Genomic DNA, 24,784 nt, shown 5'->3' with positions numbered 1-24,784 from the left:
CTCCGTGTCCGTGGCGGGGGTGGTGGTGCGGGAGGACGGCAGGGTGCTGGTCATCCGCCGCGCCGACAACGGCGCGTGGGAGCCGCCGGGTGGGGTGCTGGAGAGGGACGAGACCGTCGAGGACGGCGTGCGACGCGAGGTGTACGAGGAGACCGGCGTCAAGGTCCGGGCCGAGCGGCTGACCGGCGTGTACAAGAACATGGCGCTGGGCGTGGTCGCCCTGGTCTTCCGCTGCGCTCCCGAGGCCGGCCACGCGCACCCGACCGACGAGGCCGCGGCGGTGCGCTGGCTCACCGTGGACGACGCCGCCGCGGCCATGGGCGAGGTCTACGCGGTCCGCGTCACCGACGCGCTCCGCGACGGCGCCGTGCCGAGGATCCGCGCCCACGACGGGCGGACGTTCACCGCCTGACGACGCACGCGTGCGCGACCTCGGCGGCAACCCGCCCCTGGGTGCGGCGGTTCGTCTCCGTCCGCGACCGGTCCAGCCGCAGCCGCTCACCCGGCACCCGCCCTGCGGGCAACGCTGTCCCGGCGGCGGGTCAGGTCGTGCCCGGGGGTCACGGGGTGATCTTCACGCGGGTTGGGGCGCTTGCGTCAGCGCGGCGACGGCTGCCAGCGTTTTCGTTCCAGTGCGACGAGGGGGCAGTTGAGGGCTACCGCGATCCTCCTCAGGTTGGCGGGGGTGGCGCTGCGCCAGCCGGACTCGATCTCGCCCATCAGCTGTTCGGAGATCCCCACCGCGCCGGCCAGTTCCCGCTTGGTCAGTCCCGCCCGCTCGCGCGCCCAAGTGACGGCTTCCGGCTCCTGGTTGAGCCGCTTGGGCCGCCGCCGGGTCTGCCGGGCCCCGCCGGGCCTGGTCGTCGCGCTCATGACGTGATGCCGTCGGACGGTTCGTCCGTGGTGTGCTCGGTGAGCAGGGTGTGCAGGAAGGTCAGCGAATCCGCCGGGGTCAGCGCGGCGTCGCGCAGCATGTCGTACGCCAACCTCAGCGGCTCGACCTCTTCGGGCTCCTCGACGACGTGGCTGCCCCAACTGCTGTGCGAGTACGCGACCGTGCGGCCCTGCGGAAGGTAGATCAACTCCAGCGAACTGCGGAGGTGGTGCGGTCCGGCGGTGAACGGCACGACGTGCAGGGAGACGTCCGGCCACTGCGCCGCCTCGATCAGGTGTTCCAACTGGCCTGTCCAGATGTGCGGGTCCCGCGCTTTGCGTCGGAGCACGGCTTCGTCGATGAGCGCCCGGTAGTGGACGGGGTCGGGGTCGGTGAGCCTTTCCTGTCGTGCGAGCCGCCCGGCGACCCGTGCGTCCACCTGATCGGCGCCTCCGGTGCGCCCGGCGCGCACCTGTTCCTCGGCGTAGGCGCGGGTCTGGAGCAGGTCCGGGACGGCGCTGACCGCGTACTCCTGGATGCCGACCGCGATCGCCTCCAGCGGAGCCAGCCCGACGAACGGGCGTTCCCTCGCCTCCCGCTTCGCCAGGTGCCACAGCCGGACGAGCAGATCCCCGGTGCCGTACACCTTGTCCAGCGCGCGGGCCGCCTCAACGGTGCCGAGGCGCTTCCCGCGTTCCAGGCGGTGCAGGTAGGACTGTTCGTACAGGCAGAGTTGCGCGAGTTGCACCAGGCTCAACCCGGACTGCTGCCGCCGGTAGGCCAGTTCGCTCGCGTACCACTCCCGCGCCGACAGGTACGTCAGGTCGGCGCCATCCCTCCTCGTGCCGTCTCCGCCACTTCCGTTGCCGCCGGCCATACGGATATCCCTTCTACGTGTGCTTTTTCGTGAGAGTGGTGGTGCGATACGGCCCGCCTGACGCGTAATTACGCGGAGCGGGCCGCAAAATCACCTTGTTCATGAGCGAGCCGAGCCCTCGGGCCCTCCACGAGTTGGACGGAGAAATGCGGGACAGGCCGGACTCTTCCTGGTTGAGCCGCGACTTACGTTGGTCGCGGATTCTGACGCACCCACTGTCGCGTGGTGAGATCCGACTGACTTCCCCCTCGCAGGCATACCCATCATGGGTACGCTTTCGGCAACGAGGTGATGCACCATGGACTCAGCGAGCGTGACGGGGACTTGATGAACGGGTATGAACCGCCGACCGCTCTACCGCAAGCGGTGTGTGAACTTCCGGACATGCGGGCGGCGATCATTGCGCACGACTTCGGGACGGTTTTCCGGCTTGCGCGCGCGCATGCTTCGATCAGCTACTCGAAGATCGCCGCCGAGTGCGATATCAAGCCCGAGCGGGTGGGGACTCTTGCGCGGGGCCAGGGAAGTGTGACCAGCTTCGAGAAGATCGTGAGCATCGCCGATGCGCTGCGCATCCCCGGTCACTTGCTGGGCCTCGCTTCCCGCCCGTGGGAGTCGAACGCGTCTTCCTCGGAACCTGTACGTCCGGGCACCACAGAAAGCAGGAACGACGTGCAGCGCAGAGATTTCCTCAAGGCGACCGCAGGTACTGGTCTGGCTGTGGGTCTTCCGGGTCTCGGGGGACCCGCGTTGGGCGAGCGGCTGGGGAAGCACGCCCCGGAGCGTCTGCGCGAACGTACGGCGCGCCTGCGGCGGCTCGACGATGTGTTGGGCGGAGGCGACACCTATCGGGTGTACCTGGGCGAGTATCAAAGAACGAAGGCACTGCTCCGGGAGGCGAGCTATGCGGAGGAGACCGGTCGGGACCTGCTCTCTGTGCTCGCCGAACAGGCTCAGCAGGCCGGATGGGCCGCATTCGACGGTGGTAGAGAGGCTGACGCCACCGGGCTGTACCGGGACAGCTACGAGGCGGCCAAGGAGGCCGGTGACACTGATCTCGCGGGCAACGCGCTGGCGTTCCTCGCTTACCAGTCGGTGGGCGGGGACTGCCACGCAGGTGTGGAGACAGCACTTCGCTCATGCGAGACCGCAGGGCCGGACGCTCTGAAGCTTCCCCGTGGACCTGGACACCTGGAGACTGGGACGTGAGGTCCCAGAGGAAGTAGTGCCAGGTGAGCAACAAAGCAGGGAAGCGGTACTCGAAGGAGTTCAAGCGGGACGCCGTGGCGTTGGCCCGATCCTCCAGCAAGACGGTTACCGAGGTGGCCCGGGATCTGGGCGTGAGCCCGGAGGGCCTGCGGAGCTGGGTCAAGCAGGACCAGATCGACCGCGGTGAGGGCGGCCCGGGCGAGCTGACCGGTGCCGAGCACGAGGAACTGCGGCGCCTGCGCCGGCAGAACATCGAACAGCAAAGGACCATCGAGGTCCTGAAAAAAGCGACGGCCTTCTTCGCGCGGGAGAGCGAGCGGTGAGCGAGGTCTACCGGTTCATCGCGGCGGAGAAGGCCACCTACCCGGTCACCTTGCTGTGCCGCATTCTCGGAGTGCACCGCTCCTCCTTCTACGCGTGGGCCGAGGGGCAGGTCGCCCGGGGCGCGCGGCTGCGTGCCGATGACGCACTCGCGCACGAGATCACTGTGATCCACCTCGCCTCCCGGGGCGCCTACGGCGTCCCGCGCGTACATGCCGAGCTGCGGCGACTGGGGCACGCGGTGAACCACAAGCGGGTCGAGCGGCTGATGCGTGAACGCCGCATCGCCGGGATCACCCGCCGCCACCGCAGGTCGCTGACACGCCCGGACAAGCAGGCCCGGCCCGCACCGGACCTGATCGGCCGCGACTTCACCGCCGACCGCCCCGGGACCCGCTTGGTCGGCGACATCACCTACCTGCCTACCGAGCAGGGCTGGCTCTACCTGGCCTGCTGGCTGGACCTGGCCACTCGCGAGGTCGTCGGCTGGTCAATGGCCGACCACCACCGCGCCGACCTGGTCGTCGACGCCCTGCACATGGCCCACGACCGGGGCCGCCTGGAACCCGGCTGTATCGCACACAGCGACCGCGGCAGCGAATACACCTCAGCCCAATTTCGAACGGCAGTTACCGAGTTGGACATGAAGGTAAGCACCGGACGCACCGGCTCGTGCTACGACAACGCCGCCGCCGAGAGCTTCTGGGCAGTCCTGAAAGCCGAGATCGGCACCCGGACCTGGCCCGACCGGGCCACCGCCCGCGCCGCGGTCTTCTCCTACATCGAGACCTTCTACAACCGCCGTCGGCTACGCAAGCACCCCGACTGGGGCTATCTGACCCCGCAAGAGACCCGACAACGACACACCCTCGCCGCGTAAGAACGAGTGTCCGAGATCACGGGGAAACTTCACTCCTGCTGGTGTCCGCGCACTGCTCCACGAGCGCAAGGCATGGGCATGTGCCGTCGCGGGACTCGCTGCTGAAACGGAAAGGGCGCTGGACGATGCGAATTCGGCGCTCGCCGATGTTGCAGACGCACCCCAACCAGACTGGGTGGCGTGGGTCGATCACACGGAGATCCAGATCATGTCAGGCCGTTGCTGGACCGAACTACGTCGTCCGCTGAGGGCAGTTCCCGCGCTCGAACAGGCACTGGCGCGTTACGACGACAGCCACGCACGAGACAAGGCCCTCTACCTTTCATGGCTTGCCGATGCTTACCTGAGCGCGGGGGAGATCGAACAGGCTGTCTTGGTGGTCGACCGGGCCCTGGACCTCTCGGACGGCGTGGCATCTGTTCGGCCGCGACGCCGCCTGGCGCCGCTCCTGAAAAATCTGGGAGAACATCGAGGTGTGCCCGCCGTCTCCGAACTACTCGACAAGGCCGCCGGCTGATGGGTTACTCGGGTTCGGTGCTCTCGGCCACCCAGCGCAGGCACCCTTCGGCTCCCGCGACGATCGCCACGGCGGACACCTCGGGGTTGTCCCAGGGGTGGTGTTCGAGCAGGTGCGCTTCGAGGGCGGGGTACCGATCGGCCCGGGTCTTGAGGAGGAGCTGCCACTCCTCGCCCGTCCCGAACTCCCCGAGGTGCCAGAACACGGAGGTCACCGGGCCGACGATCTGCGCTCCGGCGGCCAGATGTTCCCGGACGACGGACTGGGCGAGCCGGAGGGCCTGGTCACGGGTCTCGGTGGCGGTCGACACCTGCACGAAGTCCGTCATGTTGGCGATCCTAGCGTTCAGCTCCGTGCGTTGAGGTTCTGCGGGAAACTCGTGACGCGGTGGTACGTGCGGGGGTGCGGGATCACCGCAGGGACCGAACCGGACCGCAGGCCGGGGCCGGGTCCGACCTGAGCACAACTACACCTGGAGGCTTGAGTTCATGGCAGGCGAATCGTTCACGGTGGTGCCCGTGGCCCATGTCGTCGGGGGGCGGACGGTCCCGGAGGACGACTACTGGGGTGGGCGCCGCTCCGTCATCCGTATCGACGCGGAGCAGTTCGACGCGGGCGCGGTGGTCGGGCTCGACGCCTTCTCCCACATCGAGGTGGTGTTCCGCTTCCACCTCACCGACCCGACCGACCTGCACCCCGAGCCGCGCCGCCCCCGGGACAACCCCGACTGGCCGCTCGGCGGGATCTTCGCCCACCGCAACATGCGCCGGACGAACTGGCTGGGCGTCTCGCGCTGCCGGCTGCTCGACGTCGACGGCCTCGACCTGCACGTCGAGGAGTTGGACGCCGTGGACGGCACCCCCGTGCTCGACATCAAGCCCTGGTTCACCGCGATGGGTCCCCGCGGCGAAGTCGGCGAACCGGCCTGGCCCTCGGAGATGCTGGCCGAGTACTACGCGCCGCCGAAGGACTGACCCCCGGGGCGCCCCGGGTACGCCCGCCCCACCTCGTGGCGGGGGCACCGCACCTCGGTCAGGGCGCCGGAGTCCGGGCGGCGAAGGAGGGGGTCACAGCATGCGCACCTCGGACTGGGGGAGTTTCGACCACCAATGGTGGTAGCGGTGGTAGACCTCCGCCTCGCGGTCGGCGAGGAGCACCCTCAGGGACGCGGCCTCCGCGGCGAGTTCGTCCCAGGTCGCGGGTGGCAGGGGGTGGAAGGCCGTGGCCTCGATGCCGCCGTCCAGCGCGCGCCACACACCGGCGACGTGGCCGTCGACCAACAGGGTGGGCAGTACGTCTCCGTTCCTGCGCATCACCAGGGGGCGGTAGGCCGGGGGGATCACCCGGCTGCGGTCGGCGTACGCCAGCAGGACGCTGTCCCACATCGCCATGAGCCGAGGCGGAGCGGGGGTGTCCGCGTGCGGCCGGGGAGCGCCCGGGAGGTCGAACAGCGTGCTGCCGTCCGGTCCCGGAAGCTGCTCGACGGTGCCGTCCAGAGCGCGCAGGGCCTCCCGGACGGGTGCCCGCTGCACCATCGCGAACTGGGCCACGTCCTCCACCGACGCCGGCCCGAAGCCGGCCAGGTAGCGCAGAACCAGGGTGCGAAGCGCCTGCGGATCCACCGCCCGCCCGGCGGGGAGGGCCCCCATCCCCGCCGCGACGAAGGACGGCCGCGGATCGAACGACCACGGCCTGCCGGTCGGGGCGTGGTGCAGCGGCGCATAGGCTTTCAGGCCCCACCACGCCCCGTCCTTCCTCTCGGCTCCGAGCCGCTCCTCCACCCACTCCTGCATCTGTGCCGAAGTCCGCGGCAGGCGGGCGAAGGCCAGCAGTTCCGGCACCAGTTCGTCGGCGTCCGCCGGGGTCAGCCCCGCGTCGGCGAAGCGGAAGCCGAGTCGGGAGGCGTACAAGGTGGGCTGCACCGCCCTGCGCAGGACCGGATAGTCCCCGGCGTGCACGGCGTGCAAGGTGATCCGCATCAGGGTCGCCTTGACCACCGAGCCCCCGGTGAAGGCGGCGTCGAGTTCGGCCGGAGCGAAACCGGCGACCCGGTTCCACAGCGCGAGATACGGCGAGGCCGGATGCTGCGCCTGGAGCGCGACCACGCGCCGCACCGCGTCGGCGACACTCAGCGGCTCACGCTCCAGCAGTAGCTGGCGGCCGAGGGTCGCCCGGTTGAGTTCACGCATGGTCAGCATACGAGCGGACCCTACCCGCCGTCCCTTCCGGCATCACGCGGGCCCGCGTTCCCGCGCGCTTCCCCGTCCCGACCCCGCCCGACCCTGTCCCCGCCCGCCCCGGCTCCCCGTCCGCTCCCCGTCCCCGCCCCGGCGCGCCCGCCCCCGTGCGCCCCGCGCACCCCGCCCGGACCCGCGGCCCTCACGGAACCCGCCCTCGCAGACGCCGACTTCACTTCTTGAAGCCAATCCCGCTGGTGGCGCCCCTTGCGCACCGGTTTCCGGCAATGACGCTTCAGACCTTGACCATGCCCCGGGAGGCGGGTTCAATCACACCCGCACCACGGGCACATGACCGGCAACCGTCGGCAGGCCGCAGGACCGCCCCTTCGTGAACAGCGCCTCCGCACGCCCGCAACCGCGCACCCCCGCGCGCCCACCGCGACGGCAACCGGCCGCCGCGCGGCGTGCGTCCACCTTCCGAAGCCAACCGTCCCGGCCGTCCCCGGCGGCCCCGGCGCTCCCAGCCGTCCCGTGCCCCGCCTGCCCCGTTCCCGACCGTACCGACCCGGAACACCCCCCTCGGCAAGATGCTTGGAGGCATCGTGCACACGTTCCGTACTCCGGCGAGACGGCGGACGCCGTACCTCGCCGCCCTGGCCCTGCTCGCCGGCGGCTCCGGCCTGCTCGGCGCCGTCGCCGCCCCCGCCGCGCAGGCCGCGCCCGCCGCCCCGGCGGCCGCGGCCGACTGCCCCTGGGTGCACTCCACCGCACCGATCCCGGACCGCGTCTCCCAGGTGCTGGCGAAGATGACGAACGCCCAGAAGGTGACGCTCGCCACCGGCGCCACCGGCTCCAGCTACGTCGGCTTCACCCCGGCGATCCCCTCCCTGTGCATCCCCGCGATGACACTTGAGGACGGTCCGGCCGGCGTCGCCGACGGCATGAACGACGTCACGCAACTGCCCGCCCCCGTCAGCGTCGCCTCCACCTGGGACACCTCCGCCGAGGAGACCTACGGCCGGGTGATCGGCGGCGAGCAGGCCGCCAAGGGGACCACCGTGGACCTCGGCCCGACCATCAACATCGACCGCGACCCGCGCTGGGGCCGCGCCTTCGAGTCGATCGGCGAGGACCCGTACCTCAACGGCCAGATGGGCGCGGCCGACATCCGCGGCGTGCAGTCCACGGGGGTGATGGCGCAGGTCAAGCACCTGGCCGTCTACAACCAGGAGACCAACCGCAACACGCCCTCCGACGACGCGGTGATCGGCGCCAAGGCGCTCCAGGAGATCTACCTGCCCGCCTTCCAGGCCGCGGTGCAGCAGGGCGCGGCCTCCTCGGTGATGTGCTCCTACAGCACCGTCAACGGCACGTACGCCTGCCAGAACCCCGACCTGCTGACCACCGCGCTGCGCCAGCAGTTCGGCTTCCAGGGCTTCGTGACCTCGGACTGGGGCGCCACCCACTCCACCGCTGCCTCGGCCAACGCCGGCCTCGACCAGGACATGTCCGGCTCGGACGGCTACTACGGCACCGCGCTGAGCAACGCGGTCGCCTCCGGCGCGGTCGGCCAGACCACCCTGGACACCATGGCCCGCCGCATCCTCACCGAGATGTTCGCGTTCGGACAGTTCGACAAGGCGCCCTCCGGCGCGCCCGGCGCGGTCGCCACCAGCGCCGCGCACCAGACCGCCGCCGCCCAGCTCGCCGCCGAGGGCACCGTCCTGCTGAAGAACAGCGGCTCCGTGCTGCCGCTCGGCTCCGGCACCTCCTCGATCGCGGTGATCGGCGCCGACGCGTCCACCAGCGTGCAGAGCCGCGGCGGAGGCAGCGCGCAGGTCAACTCCAGCGGCACCGTCACCCCGTTGCAGGGCATCACCTCCCGGGCCGGCAGCGGCGTCAGCGTCAAGTACAGCGACGGGTCCGACACCGGCTCGGCCGCCTCGCTCGCCGCGGCCTCGTCCGTCGCGGTGGTCTTCGTCAGCGACTACGAGGGCGAGGGCAGCGACCTGAGCGGCATCGACCTGCCCGCCGCGGAGAACAGCCTGATCTCGGCGGTGGCCGCCGCCAACCCGAACACCGTGGTGGTGCTCAACACCGGCTCCGCGGTCACCATGCCGTGGCTCGGCTCGGTGAAGGGCGTCATGGAGGCGTGGTACCCGGGCCAGGACTACGGCACCGCGATCGCCTCGCTGCTCTTCGGCGACACCAACCCCTCCGGCCACCTGCCGGTGACCTTCCCGACCTCGCTCTCCCAGGTCCCCGCACACACCACCGCGCAGTGGCCGGGCACCGGCGGGAAGGTGCAGTACTCCGAGGGCGTGGACGTCGGCTACCGCTACTACGACGCCAACAACCTCACCCCGCTCTTCCCGTTCGGCTACGGCCTGTCGTACACCGGGTTCTCCTTCAGCAACCTGCACGTGGGCACCCTGGCGGCGGGCGGCACGGCCACCGTGACCGCGACGGTCACCAACACCGGCAGCAGGGCCGGCGCCGACGTCGCCCAGCTCTACGTCAGCCAGCCGGCCGGCAACGGCGAACCGCCCCGCCAGTTGCAGGGCTTCGCCCGGGTGGACATCCAGCCCGGCGCCAGCCAGACCGTCACCTTCCCGGTGGGCCAGCAGAACCTGCGCGCGTACGACGCGTCGTCCGGCGCGTGGACCACCGCGACCGGCGCCTACGGCATCTCCGTCGGCGACTCCGACGGCAACCTGCCGCTGAAGGGCACCCTGAACGTGACGTCGGCGCAGCTCGGCACGCCGCTGACCCTCACCGCCCCGGGCGCCCAGGAGGGGCTGACCGGCGCGGCGGTGTCGGTGCGGGTCACCGCCCACGACACCACCGCGGGCCAGACCCCGTCCTTCACCGCCACCGGGCTGCCGGCCGGCACGTCGATCTCGTCCTCCGGCACCGTCACGGGCACCCCGACCACGGCGGGCACCAGCACGGTCACCGTCACCGCCCGCGACGGCGCGGGGGCGACCGCCTCGACCACCTTCCTGTGGACGGTGGTGCCCGCGAACGCGGCGCTGGCCGCCCCGATCGTCGGCTACCAGGGGCTGTGCCTCGACGTGGCCTCCGCGAGTTCCGCCGACGGCACCAAGGTCGACGTCTACACCTGCAACGGGACCGCCGCCCAGCAGTGGACGGTCGGCGCCGACCACACGGTGCGCGCGCTCGGCAAGTGCCTGGACGTGAAGTCGGCGGGCACCGCGGACGGCACACCGGTCCAGCTCTACACCTGCAACGGCACCGGCGCCCAGGTCTGGGAGCCGCAGTCCGACGGCACCTGGCTCAACCCGTCCTCGGGCAAGTGCCTGGACGACACCGAGCGGTCCACCACCCCGGGCACCCAGGTGCAGATCTGGTCCTGCACCGCCGCCGCCAACCAGGTCTGGACGCAGTCCTGACCCGGTTCCGACCCTGCCCCGGCCCGGATCGACCCGGCCCCGGCCCGGATCGTCCCGGCCCAGGCCCGGCCCGGTCCTGATCCGGCGGGGCACCCCGATCCCGGGGTGCCCCGCCGGGACGGGTCAGGACGGGAGGTCGGTCGGAGGCGACTTCGGGGGGTGCGCGGCCAGCGCCTCCAGGGCCATCTCCACGGCCCGGTCGAGCTGGGGGTCGCGGCCGGCTGCGTGGTCCTGCGGGGTGACGACCACCTCGACGTCGGGGTCCACCCCGTGGTTCTCCACCGACCAGCCGAACCCCTCGAACCACAGGGCGTACTTCGGCTGGGTCACCCCGGTGCCGTCGACGAGCTGGTAGCGGCTGTCGATGCCGATCACGCCGCCCCAGGTGCGGGTGCCGACCACCGGGCCGATCCCGAGCGTGCGGATCGCCGCGTTGACGATGTCGCCGTCCGACCCGGAGAACTCGTTGGCGACCGCCACCACCGGGCCGCGCGGGGCGTCCTGGGGATAGCTGAAGGGATGGCCGTGCCGCGGCAGGTCCCATCCGATGACCCGCCGGGCGAGCTTCTCCACGACGAGCTGCGAGGTGTGGCCGCCGCGGTTCTCCCGGACGTCGACCACCAGACCGTCGCGGGCCATCTCGACCCGCAGGTCGCGGTGGAGTTCGGCCCAGCCGCTGCTGACCATGTCCGGCACGTGCAGGTAGCCCAGCCGCCCGCCGGACGCCCGGTGCACGTGCGCGCGCCGGTCGGCGACCCAGTCGTGGTAGCGCAGCGCCTCCTCGTCGGCCAGCGGCACCGCGACCACGTGCCGGACCGGGCCGCCCGCGGCCGGTTCGACCGTCAGCTCGACCGGCTTGCCCGCGGTGCCCACCAGCAGCGGCGCGGGACCGGCCAGCGGGTCGACCGGCACCCCGTCCACCGCGACCAGGACGTCGCCGGCGCGGACCGCCACCCCGGGCGCGGCCAGCGGCGAGCGCGCCCGCGGGTCGGAGGACTCGCCGGGCAGCACCCGGTCCACCCGCCAGGCGCCGTCCTCGCTCCGGGAGAGGTCGGCGCCGAGCAGCCCCTGGCGGCGGCGCGGGTCGTGGGAGGCGCCGGCCGGGGTGACGTAGGCGTGCGACGTGCGCAGTTCGCCGTGCAGCTCCCACAGCAGGTCCACCAGGTCGTCGTGGGTGGCCACCTTGTCCAGCAGCGCGCGGTAGCGCTCGCCGATCCCGTCCCAGTCGAGGCCGCCCATGTCGGGCCGCCAGAAGTGGTCGCGCGCGAGGCGGTGCGTCTCGTCGAACATCTGCCGCCACTCGTCCGCGGGGCCGATGGTGACCCGGACCCGGGACAGGTCGACACCCACCGAACTGTCGGAGTCCTCGTCGGACTTGCTGTCGGCCGGGCCGACCCGCAGCCGCGACCCGCTGCTGACGAGCACCTTCGTGCCGTCGCCGGAGACCGCGAAGCCCTCGGCGTCGGAGGCGATCTCGTCGACCTTCAGCCGCCGCAGGTCGTAGCGCTCCAGGACGGACTCCGGCGGCTCCGCCTCCGGGGTGGCCAGGGCGGCGCCGAGCGTGCCGGTCAGCGGGTGCCGCAGCCACAGCACCGCGCCCTTGGCAGCGCGCAGACCCGAGTAGTGGCCGGCCTCGACCGGGAAGGGCACGATCCGGTCGGCGATGCCCTCGGCGTCGACCTTGGTGGCGCGCGGCCGGTCCCGGTGCCCGGAGCGGCCCGGCCCGCCGCCGTCCGCGTTCCCGCCCGCGCCCTCGCCCTCGCCGTCCGGGCCGGCGTCCGCGCCGGAGTCGGTGGCGGCGTCGGTGCCCGCGCCGTCGCCGTGCCCGTCGTCGTCCGCCTCGTCGTCGTACGGGCGGCCGTGCCGCTGCGGGCCGAACGGCGAGGGGGTGGTCGCCGTGAGCGTGAGCAGGTACGGGCGGCAGGCGTTGGGGAAGGACAGGTCGAACACGTGGGCGTCGTAGACCGGGTCGAAGGCGCGCTCGGACAGGAACGCCAGGTGCCGGCCGTCGGCGGTGAAGGCGGGGGCGTAGTCGATGAAGCGCAGCGGGGTGGCCTCCACCAGGGTCAGGTCCGCGGTGGAGGCGAGCTTGATCTGCCGCAGCGAGCCCGGCCCGGGCTGGGACCAGGCCAGCCAGCCGGAGTCGGGGGAGAAGGCGAGGTCGCTCGCGTCGGCGTTGTTCCGGGCCGGTTCCGGCGCCGGCGAGGGGTCGCCGTCCGCGGCGGAACCGCCGGCCGTCGGCACCTCGCGGACCTCGCCGGTCTGGGTGTCCACCAGCAGCACCCGGCCGTCGTGCGAGGCGACGGCGATCCGGTGGCCGTCGGGCGACACCTCGATCTCGTGCACCCGGCCGAGCCGTCCGGCCGCGAGCCGGCGCGGCGCGGTGCCGGCCGGCAGACCGGTGGCCGGGGCGATCTCCAGCGCGTCGTCGCCGTCGGCGTCGGTCACCCACACCACGTACTGGTCCTCGCCCTGCGAGAACACCCGCGGGTGCCGGGTGCGCACGCCCGGCCGCGCGGACAGCACCCGGGCCGGGCCGCCGCGGTGGGTGACCCAGTGGGTGGTGCCGCGCACCTCGACCGCGCTGCCCCGGCCGGTGTGGTCGGGGCGGGCGTCGCCCAGGTAGGCGGCCGGGCGCACCGGGAGGGGCTGGAGGTCCGCGCGCTGGCCGCCGAGCCCGATCTCCAGCGGCCGCGGCCGCACGTCCTCGCCGAGGCCGTCCAGCAGGTGCAGGGTGCCGCCGGCGGTGTACACGACCCGGGTGCCGTCGGTGGCGGCCTGCCGGGCGTAGAAGCCGCCGAGCGGCGTGTGGCGCCGCAGGTCGGCGCCGTCGGGCCGGCTGGAGTACAGCGCGCCCTGGCCCTCGTGGTCGGAGAGGAAGGCGATCCGGTCGCCGACCCACATCGGGCACTCGATGTTGCCGTCGACCCCCTCGTGCAGCCGGGCGAACTCCCCGCCGCCGTCGGGGTCGAGCCACAACTTGCCCGCGGTGCCGCCCCGGTAGCCCTTCCAGTACGCGGCCTCGCGCCCCATCGTCACCGACTGGAGCAGCAGCGCGCCGTCCGGACCGTGGGCGAGGTCGCCGACCGGGCCGAGCGGGAGCCGCGTCGAGGGGCCGCCGTCCAGCGGCAGCCGGTGCGCCCAGGTGCGGCGGATCGACGCCTCGCCGGCGGCGGTCACCACCACCAGTTCGCCGCCCGGGGTCCAGGTGCGCACCGAGGTGAGCGGGTTGCCCCAGTAGGTGAGCCGGCGCGAAGGGCCGCCGGCCAGGTCCGCGACGTGTACCTCGGGAGCCCCGTCGCGGGTGGAGGTCCACGCCACCGACACGCCGTCCGGGGAGATCCGCGGGCGCCGCACCGGCATGTTGTCCGCGCTGACCCGCCACGCCCGGCCGCCGTCGAGCGGCGCGACCCACACGTCGTCCTCCGCGGTGAAGACGACCAGGTCACCGTGCGGGTGCGGGTTCCGCAGGTACGACGGGTGGTGCGCGGGACGAACAGGGCCCGAGAGCCGCGTGGAGAGCGAGGACTGCGTCACGACGCCAGCCTAGCCACCATCAACCGCGCTGAGCAGGGGGCGTCGGGATCGGCCGCCGGGGGCGGGACCGGGCGGACCGGGGGCGCGCCCGGCCCGGGTCAACACGCCCCGAGGCCCCGTACGTCGAACACCGTGCGGCCGTCCACCACCGCGGTCAGGTGGCCCCGGACGCACCTGAGGTCCGACTGCCGGGTCACGTCGCCCCGCACCGTGATCCTGTGCTGCTCGTCGGTGCGGCCCAGGCAGTCGACCTTCGGGTCGGTGGTGTCCTCGGTCGCGCTGCACGACAGCCACTGCACGTCGACGTGGTCCGCCTTCAGCGCCTTGGTGGCCAACTGGTCCGTGCTCACCGACACGTTGGAGCTGTTCAGCCCGTCCACCGGGTCGCACGCCGCGACCGCCGCCATCGCCAGGGCGGCTCCCGCCGCCCCCACACCCCAGTTCCTCCGGAAACGTCCCATCCCCCCACGATGCCCCGTTCCTTGGACCGCGGGCCATCCCCCACACGGTGGACGTCCGCCCTCACGGCGCGGGACGGCCCGGGCCGATACGATGCCGGGTGGCGGGCCGGCGGAGGGCGCCGGCGCGCGGACCGACCGGACGAGTTCGAGACCAAGGGGTGCCGCGGTGGCGGGAGAAGCACAGCCGGACTGCCTGTTCTGCAAGATCGTGGCCGGGGACATCCCGGCCACGGTGGTGCGGGAGACGCCGACCACCATCGCGTTCCGGGACATCAACCCCCAGGCGCCGACCCACGTCCTGGTGATCCCGCGGGTGCACTACGCGAACGCGACGGAGCTGGCCGCCGGCGACCCGGCCGCGGCAGCCGACGTGCTGCGGGAGGCCGGCGAGGTGGCCGCCCAGGAGAAGGTCGCCGACACCGGCTACCGGATCGTCTTCAACACCGGCCCGGGCGCCGGCCAGACGGTCTTCCACGCGCACGCCCACGTGCTGGGCGGCTGCGACCTCCAGCGGCTGGTCTGACCCCGGGCCGGACCCGCGCCGGCCGCTCCGGCCCCGCGCCTTCCGGCCCCGCGCCCCCAGCCCCTGCAGTTCCACCCCCGCCCCGCCGACCGTACGGACACCAGCGCCATGTCACCCCGCGAACTCGTCGTGCTCGGCACGGCCAGCCAGGTGCCGACCCGGCAGCGCAACCACAACGGCTACGTGCTGCGCTGGGACGACGAGGGCATCCTCTTCGACCCCGGCGACGGCACCCAGCGGCAGATGGCGCACGCCGGCGTGGCCGCCCACGACCTGACCCGGATCTGCGTCACGCACTTCCACGGCGACCACAGCCTGGGCCTGGCAGGGGTGGTCCAGCGGATCAACCTGGACCGGGTGCCGCACCCGGTCACCGCGCACTACCCGGCGGCCGGCCGGCACTACTTCGACCGGCTGCGGTACGCCACCGCCTACCACGAGACCGCCGACCTGCGCGAGCAGCCGGTCGAGGCGGACGGCCCGATCGCGGCGACCGCGGGGTTCACGCTGTCGGCCCGCCGGCTGTCCCACCCGGTGGAGGCGTACGGCTACCGGCTGGACGAGCCGGACGGGCGGCGGATGCTGCCGGAGCGGCTGGCCGCACACGGCGTCGCGGGCCCGGACATCGGCCGGCTGCAACGGGAGGGCGAACTGCGCGGGGTGCGGCTCGACCAGGTCAGCGAGCCGCGCCGGGGCCAGTCGTTCGCCTTCGTGATGGACACCCGGATGTGTCCCGCGGTGCCCGAACTCGCCGCCGGCTGCGACATGCTGGTGATCGAGTCCACCTTCCTCGACCAGGACGCCGGCAGCGCCGAGGAGCACGGCCATCTGACGGCCGGCCAGGCGGGCCGGGTGGCCGCTGAGGCGGGTGTGCGGCACCTGGTGCTCACCCACTTCTCGCAGCGCTACCCCGGCCCGGACGACTTCGGGCACCAGGCCCGCGCGGCGGGCTTCACCGGCGAACTCACCGTCGCCCACGACCTGATGCGTGTCCCGGTGCCCAGGCGCCGCCCCTGACGGCGACGTTACCGCCGTACGGGGCGGAACCCGCCCGGCCCGCGGCTACGGCAGGTAGTACATCGGGTTCGGCAGCTTGAACGAGCGGTCCGCGTGGCCGCCCTCCAGGTCGCTGTACTGGTCGCCGAAGTTGCCGACGATGTCGTAGCCCAGCGACTCGATGTGCGCCCGGGTGCCGGACTTGTACTCCACCGTGGTGCAGGTCGCGCCGCAGGACAGGTAGGACGGCGGCGTGGCCGTGTTCTTCAGGTACAGGTGCGCGGTGTCGGACGGCGCCTTGAAGCCCTCGGCGGTCAGGTTCCGCGTGGTGTCGGCGCGCTGCGCCTCCGGGCGGCCGGTGATCCAGAAGACCGTGATGCCCTTCGAGGCGGCCCAGTTGACCAGGGTGTCCACGCCGAAGACCGGAGGCATGTTCTTGGTGTCCAGGTACGTCTGGTTGCTCGCCGGGGTGTAGTTGAAGCCCACCTCCAGCTCGTAGTTGTACGTCAGCAGGCTGGTGTCGTCCACGTCGAGCACGATCGCGGGCTTGCCGCTCTTGCCGTGGCCCTTGCCGTGGCCGCCGGTGGCCGCCGCCTGTGCCAGGTAGGACTTCGCCTTCGCCTCGATCCCGGCGACCTGCTTGGCGTAGTTGCTGGTCGGCGACGCCTGGTGCTCGCCCGACGCGTCCACGGTGTCGCCGTAGTACGCCTTGATCTCGCTGACGACGTTGGTGAGGTTGGGGATCTGCTTGTCGCTGCGCGGCACGGAGTTGTCCGCGGTGGCGACGCCGACGCCGTAGATCGTGGCGCCCAGCGTGACCGCGGTGGCGGTGACGGCCAGCGCGCGGGTACGCAGGGACAGTCGGGCACGGGGCATGGCGGTGCTCCTTCAAGCTCGGTGGTGCGGCGGAATGTAGACCCCGCCATCCGAGCAGGTCAAGAGCCGTCTACGCGCGTGGCGGTACCCGGCTGGGTCCACCGGCGGTTTCGGTGCGGTTAACCCGCAGTTCAGGGCCGCGCGGGCCGGTGCCGGGCGGGCCGGTGTCGCCGGGCGGCGCTCACCACTTCGCGGCGGTGAGGATGCGGCTCGCCGCCGCCGCGGAGTCCACCAGCGGATGCCGGACCAGCGCGCGCAGCGCCGCCGCCCGTGAACCGGTGGTGGCCGCCTCGATCGCCGCCCGTTCCACCGACTTCAGCGCCAGCATCAGCCCGGCCTGGTGCTCGTCGGGGGCCGCCACCGGAATCGGCCGCGCCCCGAACGCGCCCACCTCGCACGGCACTTCGACCACCGCGTCCGGGTCGAGCAGCGGAACGGCCCCGCCGCCGGGCACGTTGAGGATCAGCACGGTGCGCTCGTCGCGGGCGATGGCGCGCATCAGCGCGAGCGCCACCTTGTCGTAGCCGCCGCCGTCCAGGTCGTGCGGGTCTCGCTGCCAGCCGCCGGTGGCCGCGCGGTTCTCGGCCATGTAGGTCTCCTCGCGCTCCAACCGGGCGCGGTCCCACAGGCCGTACGCCGAAGGCCCGCCGTCCGACCCGGCCCCGTTCCCGTTCCCGGCCCCGGCCTCCGCCCCGGCCCCCGCGCCGCCGGACTCGCCGGCCGCGCCCTCGCCGGCGCCGCGCGCACGGTCCGCCGCCGCGAAGAACTCCGACTGGCGCCGGTGCAGGAACTCCCCCCGGGTGGCGTCCGCCGAGCGCACCGCGGCCAGCGCCTCCCGCCGGAAGTAGTAGTAGTGCAGGTACTCGTTCGGCACCGAACCCAGCGCCGACAGCCACTCCGCGCCGAACAGCCGGCCCTCCTCGAACGACCCGAGCGCCGCCGGGTCCGCGAGCAGCCCCGGCAGCAACTCCCGCCCGTCGGCCGCGAGTCCGCGCAGCCAGCCGAGGTGGTTCAGGCCCACGTAGTCGTACGAGAAGCCCGGCGCGTCCGGGTCCGCGCCCGCCGCCCGCGCGGCCCGCCGCACCAGGCCGACCGGCGAGTCGCAGATGCCGATCACCCGCGGGCCCAGCACGCGGGCCATCGCCTCCGTCACCATCCCGGCGGGATTGGTGAAGTTGATCACCCACGCGGACGGGGCCACCGCGCGGACCCGCTCCGCGACGTGCAACGCCACCGGAATCGTGCGCAGGCCGTACAGCACGCCTCCCGCACCCACCGTCTCCTGGCCGAGGACGCCCTCCGCCAGCGGGATGTGCTCGTCGCGGACCCGGCCCTCGGTGCCGCCGACCCGCATCGCCGAGAAGACGAAGTCCGCGGCGCGCAGGGCCGTGTCGAGGTCGGTCTCGACCCGGACCCGGGGCCCGCGCGGGCCCCCGGCCGCCTGCTCGGCCAGGATCTTCGCGACGACCCGCAGGCGCAGCGGGTCCGTGTCGTGCAGCACCAGTTCCGTGACCGTCGGGTCCCCCTGGAGCGCGCGGAAGACCAGCGGCACCCTGAAGCCGCCTCCGCCGAGGATGGTGAGCCGCACCGTGTCCGTCCCCTCTGCCGCACCGACGCCGTCGCCGGACCCCGCGCCGCCGAGGGCCGGCCGCGGCGGGATCCGGGACCAACAGTGCCACGGCCGACGCCTCGGACCCGCACCACCTCAGCGGCGCGCGCAGGTCCCTCCCCGGCGCGGCTCCCCGGAGAACGGCGCGACCGGCCCCCGCCGGCGGGCCGTCCCCGCCCCCGGCACCGTCGACCCCGCGGGTCGCCCACGGAACCCGCAGCACGTGGCAACCGGGTGGTCCGGGGACGCCGTGGCAGAGTGGGGGGATGGACGATCATCCCGTTCTGGACCCGTTGGGGGGAGTACGCGCGCCGGGCGACCCGGCGACGGACGTGTACCTGACCGGCACCGTCTTCCTGGACATCATCTTCACCGGGCTGGACCAGGCCCCCGTGCGGGGCACCGAGTCGTGGGCGCGCGGCATGGGCTCCAGCCCCGGCGGCATCGCCAACATGGCCACCGCCCTGGCCCGCCTCGGCCTGCGCACGACGCTCGCCGCCGCGTTCGGCGACGACATGTACGGCGACTACTGCTGGGAGAGCCTGCGCGAGGGCGAGGGCATCGACCTCGGCCCGTCCCGCCGCGTCCCCGGCTGGCACAGCCCCGTCACCGTCTCGATGGCGTACGAGGGCGAGCGGACCATGGTCAGCCACGGCCACCGCGCCCCGCCGCCGGAGGACGCGGTGCCCACCTGCCCGCCGCCGGCCCGCGCCGCGGTCGCCTCGCTCGGCGGACCGGACGCGGGCGGGGAGCCGGGCGACTGGATCGCGCGGGCCGCGGCCACCGGCACGAAGGTCTTCGCCGACGTCGGCTGGGACGAGACCGGCCGCTGGGACCCCGCCGACCTCGACGGGCTGCGGCACTGCGCCGCCTTCCTGCCCAACGCCGAGGAGGCGGTCCGCTACACCCGGGCCGACGGCCCCCGCGAGGCCGCCCGGCGCCTGGCCGAACGCGTACCGCTCGCCGTGGTCACCCTCGGTGCGCAGGGCGCCTTCGCGGTGGACTCCTCGACCGGCCGCACCGCCGAGGTGCCCGCGCTGGCGGTGGAGGCGCTGGACCCGACCGGCGCGGGGGACGTCTTCGTGGCCGGCTTCGTCACCGGCACCCTCGCTCAGTGGCCGCTGACCGACCGGCTGGCGTTCGCCTCGCTGTGCGCCGCGCTGTCGGTGCAGGAGTTCGGCGGGTCGCTGTCCGCGCCCGGCTGGATCGAGATCGCCGGCTGGTGGGAGCAGGCCAAGGCGTACGCGGGCCAGTCCCCGGCCCACCGCGAGGCGCTGTGCCGGTACGGCTTCCTGGAGGACCTGCTGCCCGCGGCCACCCGCCCCTGGCCGCTGCGCCGCGCCGTTCCCACGATCGGCTTCCGCCCGGCGCAGGGACCGGCACGGGGACCGGCGCAGGGGGCGGGGCAGGGACCGGCTCGGGGACCGGCCGGCGGGCCGGCGGCGGCCCCCGGCGGCGCGGTCCGGAAGGGCGAGCCGTAATCCCCTCTGCCTGCGGCGTTCCGCGTCGTACGCTTGGTACTCCAAGGCCCCATGGGCCCATCGACCAGCAGAAGGCGGGATGAGCAGGCCCTAGCGCCGGCCCATGACTCAGACACCGACCCAGCAGCAGCCGCAGCAGCCGCACCAGGCACGCGCGCACTTCGTCGTACCGGCCAAGCACCCCATGGTGACCGTCCTGGGTTCCGGTGACGCCCTCCTCCGGGTGATCGAGCAGGCGTTCCCCGCGGTCGACATCCACGTCAGGGGCAACGAGATCAGCGCGGTCGGCGACGCGGCCGACGTGGCCCTGGTCCAGCGGCTGTTCGACGAGATGATGCTGGTGCTGCGCACCGGCCAGCCCATGACGGAGGACGCCGTCGAGCGGTCGATCGCCATGCTCCGGGCGAACGGGCGGTCGGCCGACGGCGAGGCGGAGACGCCCGCCCAGGTCCTCACCCAGAACATCCTCTCCAACCGCGGTCGCACCATCCGGCCCAAGACGGTCAACCAGAAGCGCTACGTCGACGCGATCGACCGGCACACGATCGTCTTCGGCATCGGCCCGGCCGGCACCGGCAAGACCTACCTGGCGATGGCGAAGGCCGTGCAGGCCCTCCAGTCCAAGCAGGTCAACCGGATCATCCTGACCCGCCCCGCGGTCGAGGCCGGCGAACGCCTCGGCTTCCTGCCCGGCACCCTGTACGAGAAGATCGACCCGTACCTGCGCCCGCTCTACGACGCGCTGCACGACATGCTGGACCCCGACTCCATCCCCCGCCTGATGGCCGCCGGCACCATCGAGGTCGCCCCCCTGGCCTACATGCGGGGACGTACGCTTAATGATGCGTTCATCATCCTGGACGAGGCGCAGAACACCAGCGCCGAGCAGATGAAGATGTTCCTGACCCGGCTCGGCTTCGACTCCAAGATCGTCATCACCGGTGACGTCACGCAGATCGACCTGCCGGGCGGCACCAAGAGCGGGCTGCGCCAGGTGCAGGACATCCTCTTCGACGTGGACGACGTGCACTTCTCCCGGCTCACCAGCACCGACGTGGTCCGCCATAAGCTGGTCGGGCGCATCGTGGACGCCTACGAGCGCTACGACAACGCCCAGGCCGAGGAAGGGGCCGCGCGCGACCGGGACGCCGGGCGCGCCCGCGGCAACGGCTCGGGGCCCAAGAGAAAGTAACCACCCCACCACCATGGCGATCGACGTCAACAACGAGTCCGGCTGGGACATCGACGACGAGGCGGTCCTCGACACCGCCCGTTACGCCCTGCACCGGATGCGCATCCACCCGCTCTCCGAACTGTCGGTGATCCTGGTGGACGCCGCGGCGATGGAGCAGCTCCACCTCCAGTGGATGAACCTCCCCGGCCCCACCGATGTCATGTCCTTCCCGATGGACGAGCTGCGCCCGGGCAAGGAGGACGACGAACCCGAGCAGGGCCTGCTCGGCGACATCGTGCTGTGCCCGGAGGTGGCGAAGAAGCAGGGCGAGGAGGCGCCGACGAAGCACTCCATGGACGAGGAGCTCCAGCTCCTCACCGTGCACGGCGTGCTCCACCTGCTGGGATACGACCACGAGGAGCCGGAGGAGAAGGCCGAGATGTTCGGCCTCCAGAAGGCGATCCTGGACGGCTGGCGGGCCGAGCGCGGCGTCGAGGGCCCCTCGCCCGCGCCCACCACCCGCTGACCGGGGCGGCTGGACCCCCATGGTCGTCTTCGCCGTACTGCTCGTCATCGTGGCCTGGCTCGCGGCGTGCGCCGAGGCCGGGCTCGCCCGGGTCTCCCGGTTCCGCGCCGAGGACGCGCTGCGCTCCGGCCGGCGCGGGGCCGCGAACCTGGTCGCGGTCGCCTCCGACCCCACCCGCTACCTCAACGTGGCGCTGCTGGTGCGCGTCGCCTGCGAGACGGCGGCGGCCGTCCTCATCACGGTCGTCGCCGACCGCCACTTCGACCGCACCTGGCAGGTGCTGTGCGTCGCGATCGGCGTGATGGTGCTGGTGTCGTACGTGGCGGTCGGGGTCTCGCCGCGCACCATCGGCCGCCAGCACCCGATGAACACCGCCACGGCGGCGTCGTACGTGCTGCTGCCGCTGGCCCGGGTGATGGGGCCGGTGCCGGGGCTGCTGATCCTGCTGGGCAACGCGCTCACGCCCGGGAAGGGCTTCAAGCGCGGGCCGTTCGCGAGCGAGGCGGAACTGCGCGCGGCGGTGGACCTGGCCGAGTCGGAGTCGCTGATCGAGGACGAGGAGCGCCGGATGGTGCACTCGGTCTTCGAGCTGGGCGACACGATCGTGCGGGAGGTGATGGTGCCGCGCCCCGAACTGGTGATGATCGAGCGCTTCAAGACGGTGCGCCAGGCCATGACGCTTGCGCTGCGCAGCGGCTTCTCGCGGATTCCGGTGACCGGGGAGAGCGAGGACGACGTGGTCGGCTTCGTCTACCTCAAGGACCTGGCACGGCGGGTGCACGTCAACCGCGACGCCGAGTCCGACCAGGTGTCCGCGCTGATCCGCCCGGCGTTCTTCGTGCCCGACACCAAGAACGCGGGGGACCTGCTGCGCGAGATGCAGCAGCAGCGCAACCACGTCGCGGTCGTCGTCGACGAGTACGGCGGCACCGCCGGCATCGTGACGATCGAGGACATCCTGGAGGAGATCGTCGGGGAGATCACCGACGAGTACGACCGGGAGACGCCGCCGGTGGAGCGGCTGGGCGGCGGGCGGTTCCGGGTGACCGCGCGGCTGGACATCGGCGACCTCGGCGAGCTGTACGGGGTGCCGTTGGACGACGACGACGTGGAGACGGTCGGCGGCCTGCTGGCGAAGGCGCTCGGCCGGGTGCCGATCCCGGGCGCGGGCGCGGTGGTCCCGCTGCCGGTGGACCCCTCGTCGGTCGGCCCGGACGGCACGGTCGCGCTGCGGCTGACCGCGGAGACGCAGGCGGGGCGGCGGAACCGGATCGGCACGGTGCTGGTGGAGCCGGTGAGCGGCGCGGAGGCGTCCGGTGCGACCCGTTCCGGTGCCGGGCCCGGCCGTACCGGTGCCGGGCCGCAGGAGGACGAGCCCGCCGACGCGGAGTCCGACGACGCTTCCCGGGCGGGCCCGGGCTGACGCCGGGGGGCCCGCGTCGAGGTGGCGGGCGCGCCTCGGCGGGGCGGCTCGCGCTCACACCGCGCCGGGGGCCGCTTCGGGACCCGCTTCCGGGGGTGCGGCGGGCGCGGGGGCCGGCGGGGGAGTGGCGCGGCGGGGCAGCAGCAGGGGCGTGGCGAGGATGAGCAGTCCGGCGGCCCCGATCGCCAGCCGGGGCGAGGTGGCGGCCGCGAGCAGGCCCCACAGCGCGGTCAGGGCGGCGGTGGCGAGGTTGCCGGTGACCGTCCACGCGGACAGCGTGCGGGCCACGTGGCCGCTCGCGGTCTGCTCCAGCCGGTAGGTGGCGAGCACCGGGTTGAACACGCCGATGCTGGTGACCAGTCCGAACTGCGCGACCACCACCAGTGCGATGCCGGCCGCGCCGGGCCGGGTGAACGCCAGCCACAGCGGCCAGCACGCGCGCAGCGCGCCCGAGACGACCAGGACGCGGTGTGACCCGTACCGTGCGACCAGCCGCCGGGACAGCCGCGCCCCGAGCAGGCCGCCGGTGCAGGGCAGCGCGAAGGCGAGGCCGTACTGCCAGGGCGCGAAGCCGAGCCGGCCGAGCATGAGGACGGCCAGCAGCGGTTCGGTGGCCAGCAGCAGGGCGGAGAGCAGGAGGGTGTTGAGGAAGAGCAGCCGCAGCGGCGGGTGGGCGAGGATGTGCCGCCATCCGTCGAGGAGTTCGGCGTGCCAGGGGCGGGGCACGGTGCCCCGCCCCTGGCGGTCCGGCGCGGGTACGCGCGCCGTGCGGGGGCGCGGGTCGGGCTCCTTCCCGCGGATCGCCCCCACCCCGAGGGCCGACAGCAGGTAGCTGACCGCGTCGGCGGCCACGGTCGTCACCGGGCCGAACAGGCCGATCGCGGCGCCCCCGAGCGGCGGCCCGAGCACCGTGGCGCTCCAGGTGGTGGACTCGAAGCGGCCGTTGGCGACGAGCAGGTGCTCCGGGCGGACCAGCGACTTGAGGTAGGCGCCGCTCGCCGACCGGAAGGCGATCTTCGCGGTGGCCACGACGACCGACACGACCAGGAGTTGGACGAAGCCGAGCCGGCCGCAGGCGTACGCCACCGGGAGGGAGGCCATCGCCGCGAAACGGACGAGGTCCGTCGCGACCATCACCGGCCGCTTGCGGTGGAACTCCACCCACGGGCCCAGCGGCACCGCCGCCACCGCGCCCACCGCGAGCCCGGCGGCCGACAGCGCGGACACCTCGCCGGCCCCGGCGTGCAGCACCAGGATCGCGAGCAGCGCGAACGCGCCGAACCCGAACCCGGTGCCGTAGGCGCTGACGGCGTAGGCCGCCCAGAGCCAGCCGAAGGGGCGGCCCAGCGACCGCGGTGGCGGCGTGGCGGGGGGCGGCGGCTTCCCCGCACCCCGGTCCGTCCCGCACGATGCCGCGGCTCCCGCGGCCCCCGCAGGCCCTGTGGACCCCGCGTCCGCCGCATCGGTCCCGTCCGCCGTGCCGTCCTGCGCCCTGCCGCCCGCCATGCTCAGCGCCCCCCTCGCCCTGTCACCGGTACAACCCCGCGTTGACCGGCGCCATGAAAGCAAGGGCGGTGGCGCCCGGGCAAACAACCATCCGTCCACCGAGTCACAACCAGAGGTTGTGGGTGGCAGTCGCTCGGCGGGAAGTCCGACGGCCGTCGGGGCCCGGCGCCGGGCTCAGGGGCCGATGCCGCCGATCATGCCGAGCATGCCGGCGCCGGCGGAGTGGAGGGAGGTGGCCGGGCTGGTGTCGGCGAGGGAGAAGCCGAAGGCACCGCAGACCACCGCGTGGGTCGCCTTGAGCCCGGCCTTGCGGCTCAGGAAGAACGTGGCCGCGGCGAGTGCGAGGACGAAGGGCATGTGCAGCACCATCGTCGGATCACCCACATCTCCTCATACGAGGG

22 protein-coding genes and 1 pseudogene are annotated in these 24,784 nt (G+C 73.2%); 13 read left to right on the top strand and 10 right to left on the bottom strand.

Going from position 1 to position 24,784, the window contains the following annotated elements; translation table 11 throughout:
* The first annotated feature begins 4 nt into the window (after window positions 1-4).
* Entirely contained in the window at window positions 5-412 is a 408-nt protein-coding gene (locus tag RVR_RS10925) for an NUDIX hydrolase (protein ID WP_202233664.1), read from the top strand.
* Between the two features lie 185 nt (window positions 413-597).
* Here RVR_RS10925 and RVR_RS10920 read toward each other — a convergent pair whose 3' ends face one another.
* Window positions 598-873 (bottom strand): helix-turn-helix domain-containing protein, encoded by a 276-nt coding sequence (locus RVR_RS10920; protein ID WP_202233663.1) that lies wholly within the window; start codon window positions 871-873, stop codon window positions 598-600.
* A complete protein-coding gene (locus RVR_RS10915) occupies window positions 870-1,751 on the bottom strand; it encodes a helix-turn-helix domain-containing protein (protein WP_202233662.1) in 882 nt (293 codons plus the stop codon). The genes RVR_RS10920 and RVR_RS10915 overlap by 4 nt, the downstream gene beginning before the upstream one ends.
* 384 nt (window positions 1,752-2,135) lie before the next feature.
* On the opposite strand from RVR_RS10915, the gene RVR_RS10910 reads away from it, so the two are divergent.
* From RVR_RS10910 to RVR_RS10895, 4 genes and pseudogenes are all read left to right on the top strand, one after another.
* Window positions 2,136-2,960, top strand: a complete 825-nt coding sequence (locus tag RVR_RS10910; RefSeq protein ID WP_237404683.1) for an NsdA family TPR-like regulatory protein — start codon at window positions 2,136-2,138, stop codon at window positions 2,958-2,960.
* A gap of 23 nt (window positions 2,961-2,983) precedes the next feature.
* On the top strand, window positions 2,984-3,283 hold the full coding sequence (locus tag RVR_RS10905; protein WP_202233660.1) for a transposase: 300 nt from the start codon (window positions 2,984-2,986) through the stop codon (window positions 3,281-3,283).
* Complete coding sequence (locus RVR_RS10900) at window positions 3,280-4,161, top strand: IS3 family transposase (protein WP_202233659.1); 882 nt, start codon at window positions 3,280-3,282, stop codon at window positions 4,159-4,161. Before RVR_RS10905 ends, RVR_RS10900 begins: the two co-directional genes overlap by 4 nt.
* 28 nt (window positions 4,162-4,189) lie before the next feature.
* Window positions 4,190-4,678, top strand: a pseudogene (locus tag RVR_RS10895) (NsdA family TPR-like regulatory protein); the annotation flags it as partial.
* 4 nt (window positions 4,679-4,682) lie between these two features.
* Here the strand turns inward: RVR_RS10895 and cutA are convergent.
* The gene (gene cutA, locus RVR_RS10890) at window positions 4,683-5,006 is read right to left on the bottom strand and encodes a divalent-cation tolerance protein CutA (protein WP_202233658.1); all 324 of its coding nucleotides are present in this window, start codon (window positions 5,004-5,006) and stop codon (window positions 4,683-4,685) included.
* A gap of 160 nt (window positions 5,007-5,166) precedes the next feature.
* Here cutA and RVR_RS10885 point away from each other — a divergent pair, with 160 nt between their 5' ends.
* Window positions 5,167-5,652 carry an SAM-dependent methyltransferase gene (locus RVR_RS10885; RefSeq protein WP_202233657.1) on the top strand — a complete coding sequence of 162 codons (486 nt, stop codon included), beginning with the start codon at window positions 5,167-5,169 and terminating at the stop codon, window positions 5,650-5,652.
* A 93-nt stretch (window positions 5,653-5,745) separates the two neighbouring features.
* On the opposite strand, the gene RVR_RS10880 is transcribed toward RVR_RS10885, so the two are convergent.
* Window positions 5,746-6,876: a winged helix DNA-binding domain-containing protein gene (locus RVR_RS10880; RefSeq protein ID WP_202233656.1), complete on the bottom strand. Its 1,131-nt coding sequence runs from the start codon at window positions 6,874-6,876 to the stop codon at window positions 5,746-5,748.
* Between the two features lie 584 nt (window positions 6,877-7,460).
* Here RVR_RS10880 and RVR_RS10875 point away from each other — a divergent pair.
* Window positions 7,461-10,271 (top strand): glycoside hydrolase family 3 C-terminal domain-containing protein, encoded by a 2,811-nt coding sequence (locus RVR_RS10875; protein WP_202233655.1) that lies wholly within the window; start codon window positions 7,461-7,463, stop codon window positions 10,269-10,271.
* Window positions 10,272-10,394: 123 nt separating this feature from the next.
* Here RVR_RS10875 and RVR_RS10870 read toward each other — a convergent pair whose 3' ends face one another.
* Window positions 10,395-13,808, bottom strand: a complete 3,414-nt coding sequence (locus RVR_RS10870; RefSeq protein WP_237404681.1) for a S41 family peptidase — start codon at window positions 13,806-13,808, stop codon at window positions 10,395-10,397.
* Between the two features lie 98 nt (window positions 13,809-13,906).
* Window positions 13,907-14,269: a hypothetical protein gene (locus RVR_RS10865; protein WP_202233654.1), complete on the bottom strand. Its 363-nt coding sequence runs from the start codon at window positions 14,267-14,269 to the stop codon at window positions 13,907-13,909.
* A gap of 166 nt (window positions 14,270-14,435) precedes the next feature.
* Here RVR_RS10865 and RVR_RS10860 point away from each other — a divergent pair, with 166 nt between their 5' ends.
* The gene (locus RVR_RS10860; protein WP_202233653.1) at window positions 14,436-14,792 is read left to right on the top strand and encodes a histidine triad nucleotide-binding protein; all 357 of its coding nucleotides are present in this window, start codon (window positions 14,436-14,438) and stop codon (window positions 14,790-14,792) included.
* 108 nt (window positions 14,793-14,900) lie between these two features.
* A complete protein-coding gene (locus tag RVR_RS10855) occupies window positions 14,901-15,809 on the top strand; it encodes a ribonuclease Z (protein ID WP_202233652.1) in 909 nt (302 codons plus the stop codon).
* Between the two features lie 45 nt (window positions 15,810-15,854).
* Here the strand turns inward: RVR_RS10855 and RVR_RS10850 are convergent, their stop codons facing one another.
* The gene (locus RVR_RS10850) at window positions 15,855-16,664 is read right to left on the bottom strand and encodes an HAD family acid phosphatase (protein ID WP_202233651.1); all 810 of its coding nucleotides are present in this window, start codon (window positions 16,662-16,664) and stop codon (window positions 15,855-15,857) included.
* Between the two features lie 181 nt (window positions 16,665-16,845).
* Complete coding sequence (locus RVR_RS10845) at window positions 16,846-18,252, bottom strand: family 4 glycosyl hydrolase (RefSeq protein ID WP_202233650.1); 1,407 nt, start codon at window positions 18,250-18,252, stop codon at window positions 16,846-16,848.
* A 287-nt stretch (window positions 18,253-18,539) separates the two neighbouring features.
* On the opposite strand from RVR_RS10845, the gene RVR_RS10840 reads away from it, so the two are divergent.
* The 4 genes from RVR_RS10840 to RVR_RS10825 all read left to right on the top strand — a co-directional run bounded on the left by RVR_RS10840 (window position 18,540) and on the right by RVR_RS10825 (window position 22,877).
* Window positions 18,540-19,754 (top strand): carbohydrate kinase family protein, encoded by a 1,215-nt coding sequence (locus RVR_RS10840; protein ID WP_202233649.1) that lies wholly within the window; start codon window positions 18,540-18,542, stop codon window positions 19,752-19,754.
* 103 nt (window positions 19,755-19,857) lie between these two features.
* Complete coding sequence (locus RVR_RS10835; protein WP_237404680.1) at window positions 19,858-20,946, top strand: PhoH family protein; 1,089 nt, start codon at window positions 19,858-19,860, stop codon at window positions 20,944-20,946.
* A 13-nt stretch (window positions 20,947-20,959) separates the two neighbouring features.
* Window positions 20,960-21,454 (top strand): rRNA maturation RNase YbeY, encoded by a 495-nt coding sequence (gene ybeY, locus RVR_RS10830; RefSeq protein ID WP_202233648.1) that lies wholly within the window; start codon window positions 20,960-20,962, stop codon window positions 21,452-21,454.
* 19 nt (window positions 21,455-21,473) lie between these two features.
* On the top strand, window positions 21,474-22,877 hold the full coding sequence (locus RVR_RS10825; RefSeq protein WP_202233647.1) for a hemolysin family protein: 1,404 nt from the start codon (window positions 21,474-21,476) through the stop codon (window positions 22,875-22,877).
* A 54-nt stretch (window positions 22,878-22,931) separates the two neighbouring features.
* On the opposite strand, the gene RVR_RS10820 is transcribed toward RVR_RS10825, so the two are convergent.
* Both RVR_RS10820 and RVR_RS10815 read right to left on the bottom strand, forming a co-directional pair.
* A complete protein-coding gene (locus tag RVR_RS10820; protein WP_202233646.1) occupies window positions 22,932-24,383 on the bottom strand; it encodes an MFS transporter in 1,452 nt (483 codons plus the stop codon).
* Window positions 24,384-24,557: 174 nt separating this feature from the next.
* Window positions 24,558-24,767 carry a hypothetical protein gene (locus RVR_RS10815; protein WP_202233645.1) on the bottom strand — a complete coding sequence of 70 codons (210 nt, stop codon included), beginning with the start codon at window positions 24,765-24,767 and terminating at the stop codon, window positions 24,558-24,560.
* Window positions 24,768-24,784: the final 17 nt, after the last annotated feature.

The organism is Streptomyces sp. SN-593, assembly GCF_016756395.1.
Lineage (GTDB): Bacteria > Actinomycetota > Actinomycetes > Streptomycetales > Streptomycetaceae > Actinacidiphila > Actinacidiphila reveromycinica.
The sequence above is the reverse complement of the archived record's forward strand: the minus strand, read 5'-3'. Positions and strand labels throughout refer to the sequence as shown.

Bases quoted from the DNA above. Each gene is read 5' to 3' on its own strand.
- RVR_RS10920 (WP_202233663.1), bottom strand. From the start codon at position 873: ATGAGCGCGACGACCAGGCCCGGCGGGGCCCGGCAGACCCGGCGGCGG.
- RVR_RS10915 (WP_202233662.1), bottom strand. From the start codon at position 1,751: ATGGCCGGCGGCAACGGAAGTGGCGGAGACGGCACGAGGAGGGATGGC.
- RVR_RS10910 (WP_237404683.1), top strand. From the start codon at position 2,136: ATGCGGGCGGCGATCATTGCGCACGACTTCGGGACGGTTTTCCGGCTT.
- cutA (WP_202233658.1), bottom strand. From the start codon at position 5,006: ATGACGGACTTCGTGCAGGTGTCGACCGCCACCGAGACCCGTGACCAG.
- RVR_RS10885 (WP_202233657.1), top strand. From the start codon at position 5,167: ATGGCAGGCGAATCGTTCACGGTGGTGCCCGTGGCCCATGTCGTCGGG.
- RVR_RS10880 (WP_202233656.1), bottom strand. From the start codon at position 6,876: ATGCTGACCATGCGTGAACTCAACCGGGCGACCCTCGGCCGCCAGCTA.
- RVR_RS10865 (WP_202233654.1), bottom strand. From the start codon at position 14,269: ATGGGACGTTTCCGGAGGAACTGGGGTGTGGGGGCGGCGGGAGCCGCC.
- RVR_RS10855 (WP_202233652.1), top strand. From the start codon at position 14,901: ATGTCACCCCGCGAACTCGTCGTGCTCGGCACGGCCAGCCAGGTGCCG.
- RVR_RS10850 (WP_202233651.1), bottom strand. From the start codon at position 16,664: ATGCCCCGTGCCCGACTGTCCCTGCGTACCCGCGCGCTGGCCGTCACC.
- RVR_RS10840 (WP_202233649.1), top strand. From the start codon at position 18,540: ATGGACGATCATCCCGTTCTGGACCCGTTGGGGGGAGTACGCGCGCCG.
- RVR_RS10835 (WP_237404680.1), top strand. From the start codon at position 19,858: ATGACTCAGACACCGACCCAGCAGCAGCCGCAGCAGCCGCACCAGGCA.
- ybeY (WP_202233648.1), top strand. From the start codon at position 20,960: ATGGCGATCGACGTCAACAACGAGTCCGGCTGGGACATCGACGACGAG.
- RVR_RS10825 (WP_202233647.1), top strand. From the start codon at position 21,474: ATGGTCGTCTTCGCCGTACTGCTCGTCATCGTGGCCTGGCTCGCGGCG.
- RVR_RS10820 (WP_202233646.1), bottom strand. From the start codon at position 24,383: ATGGCGGGCGGCAGGGCGCAGGACGGCACGGCGGACGGGACCGATGCG.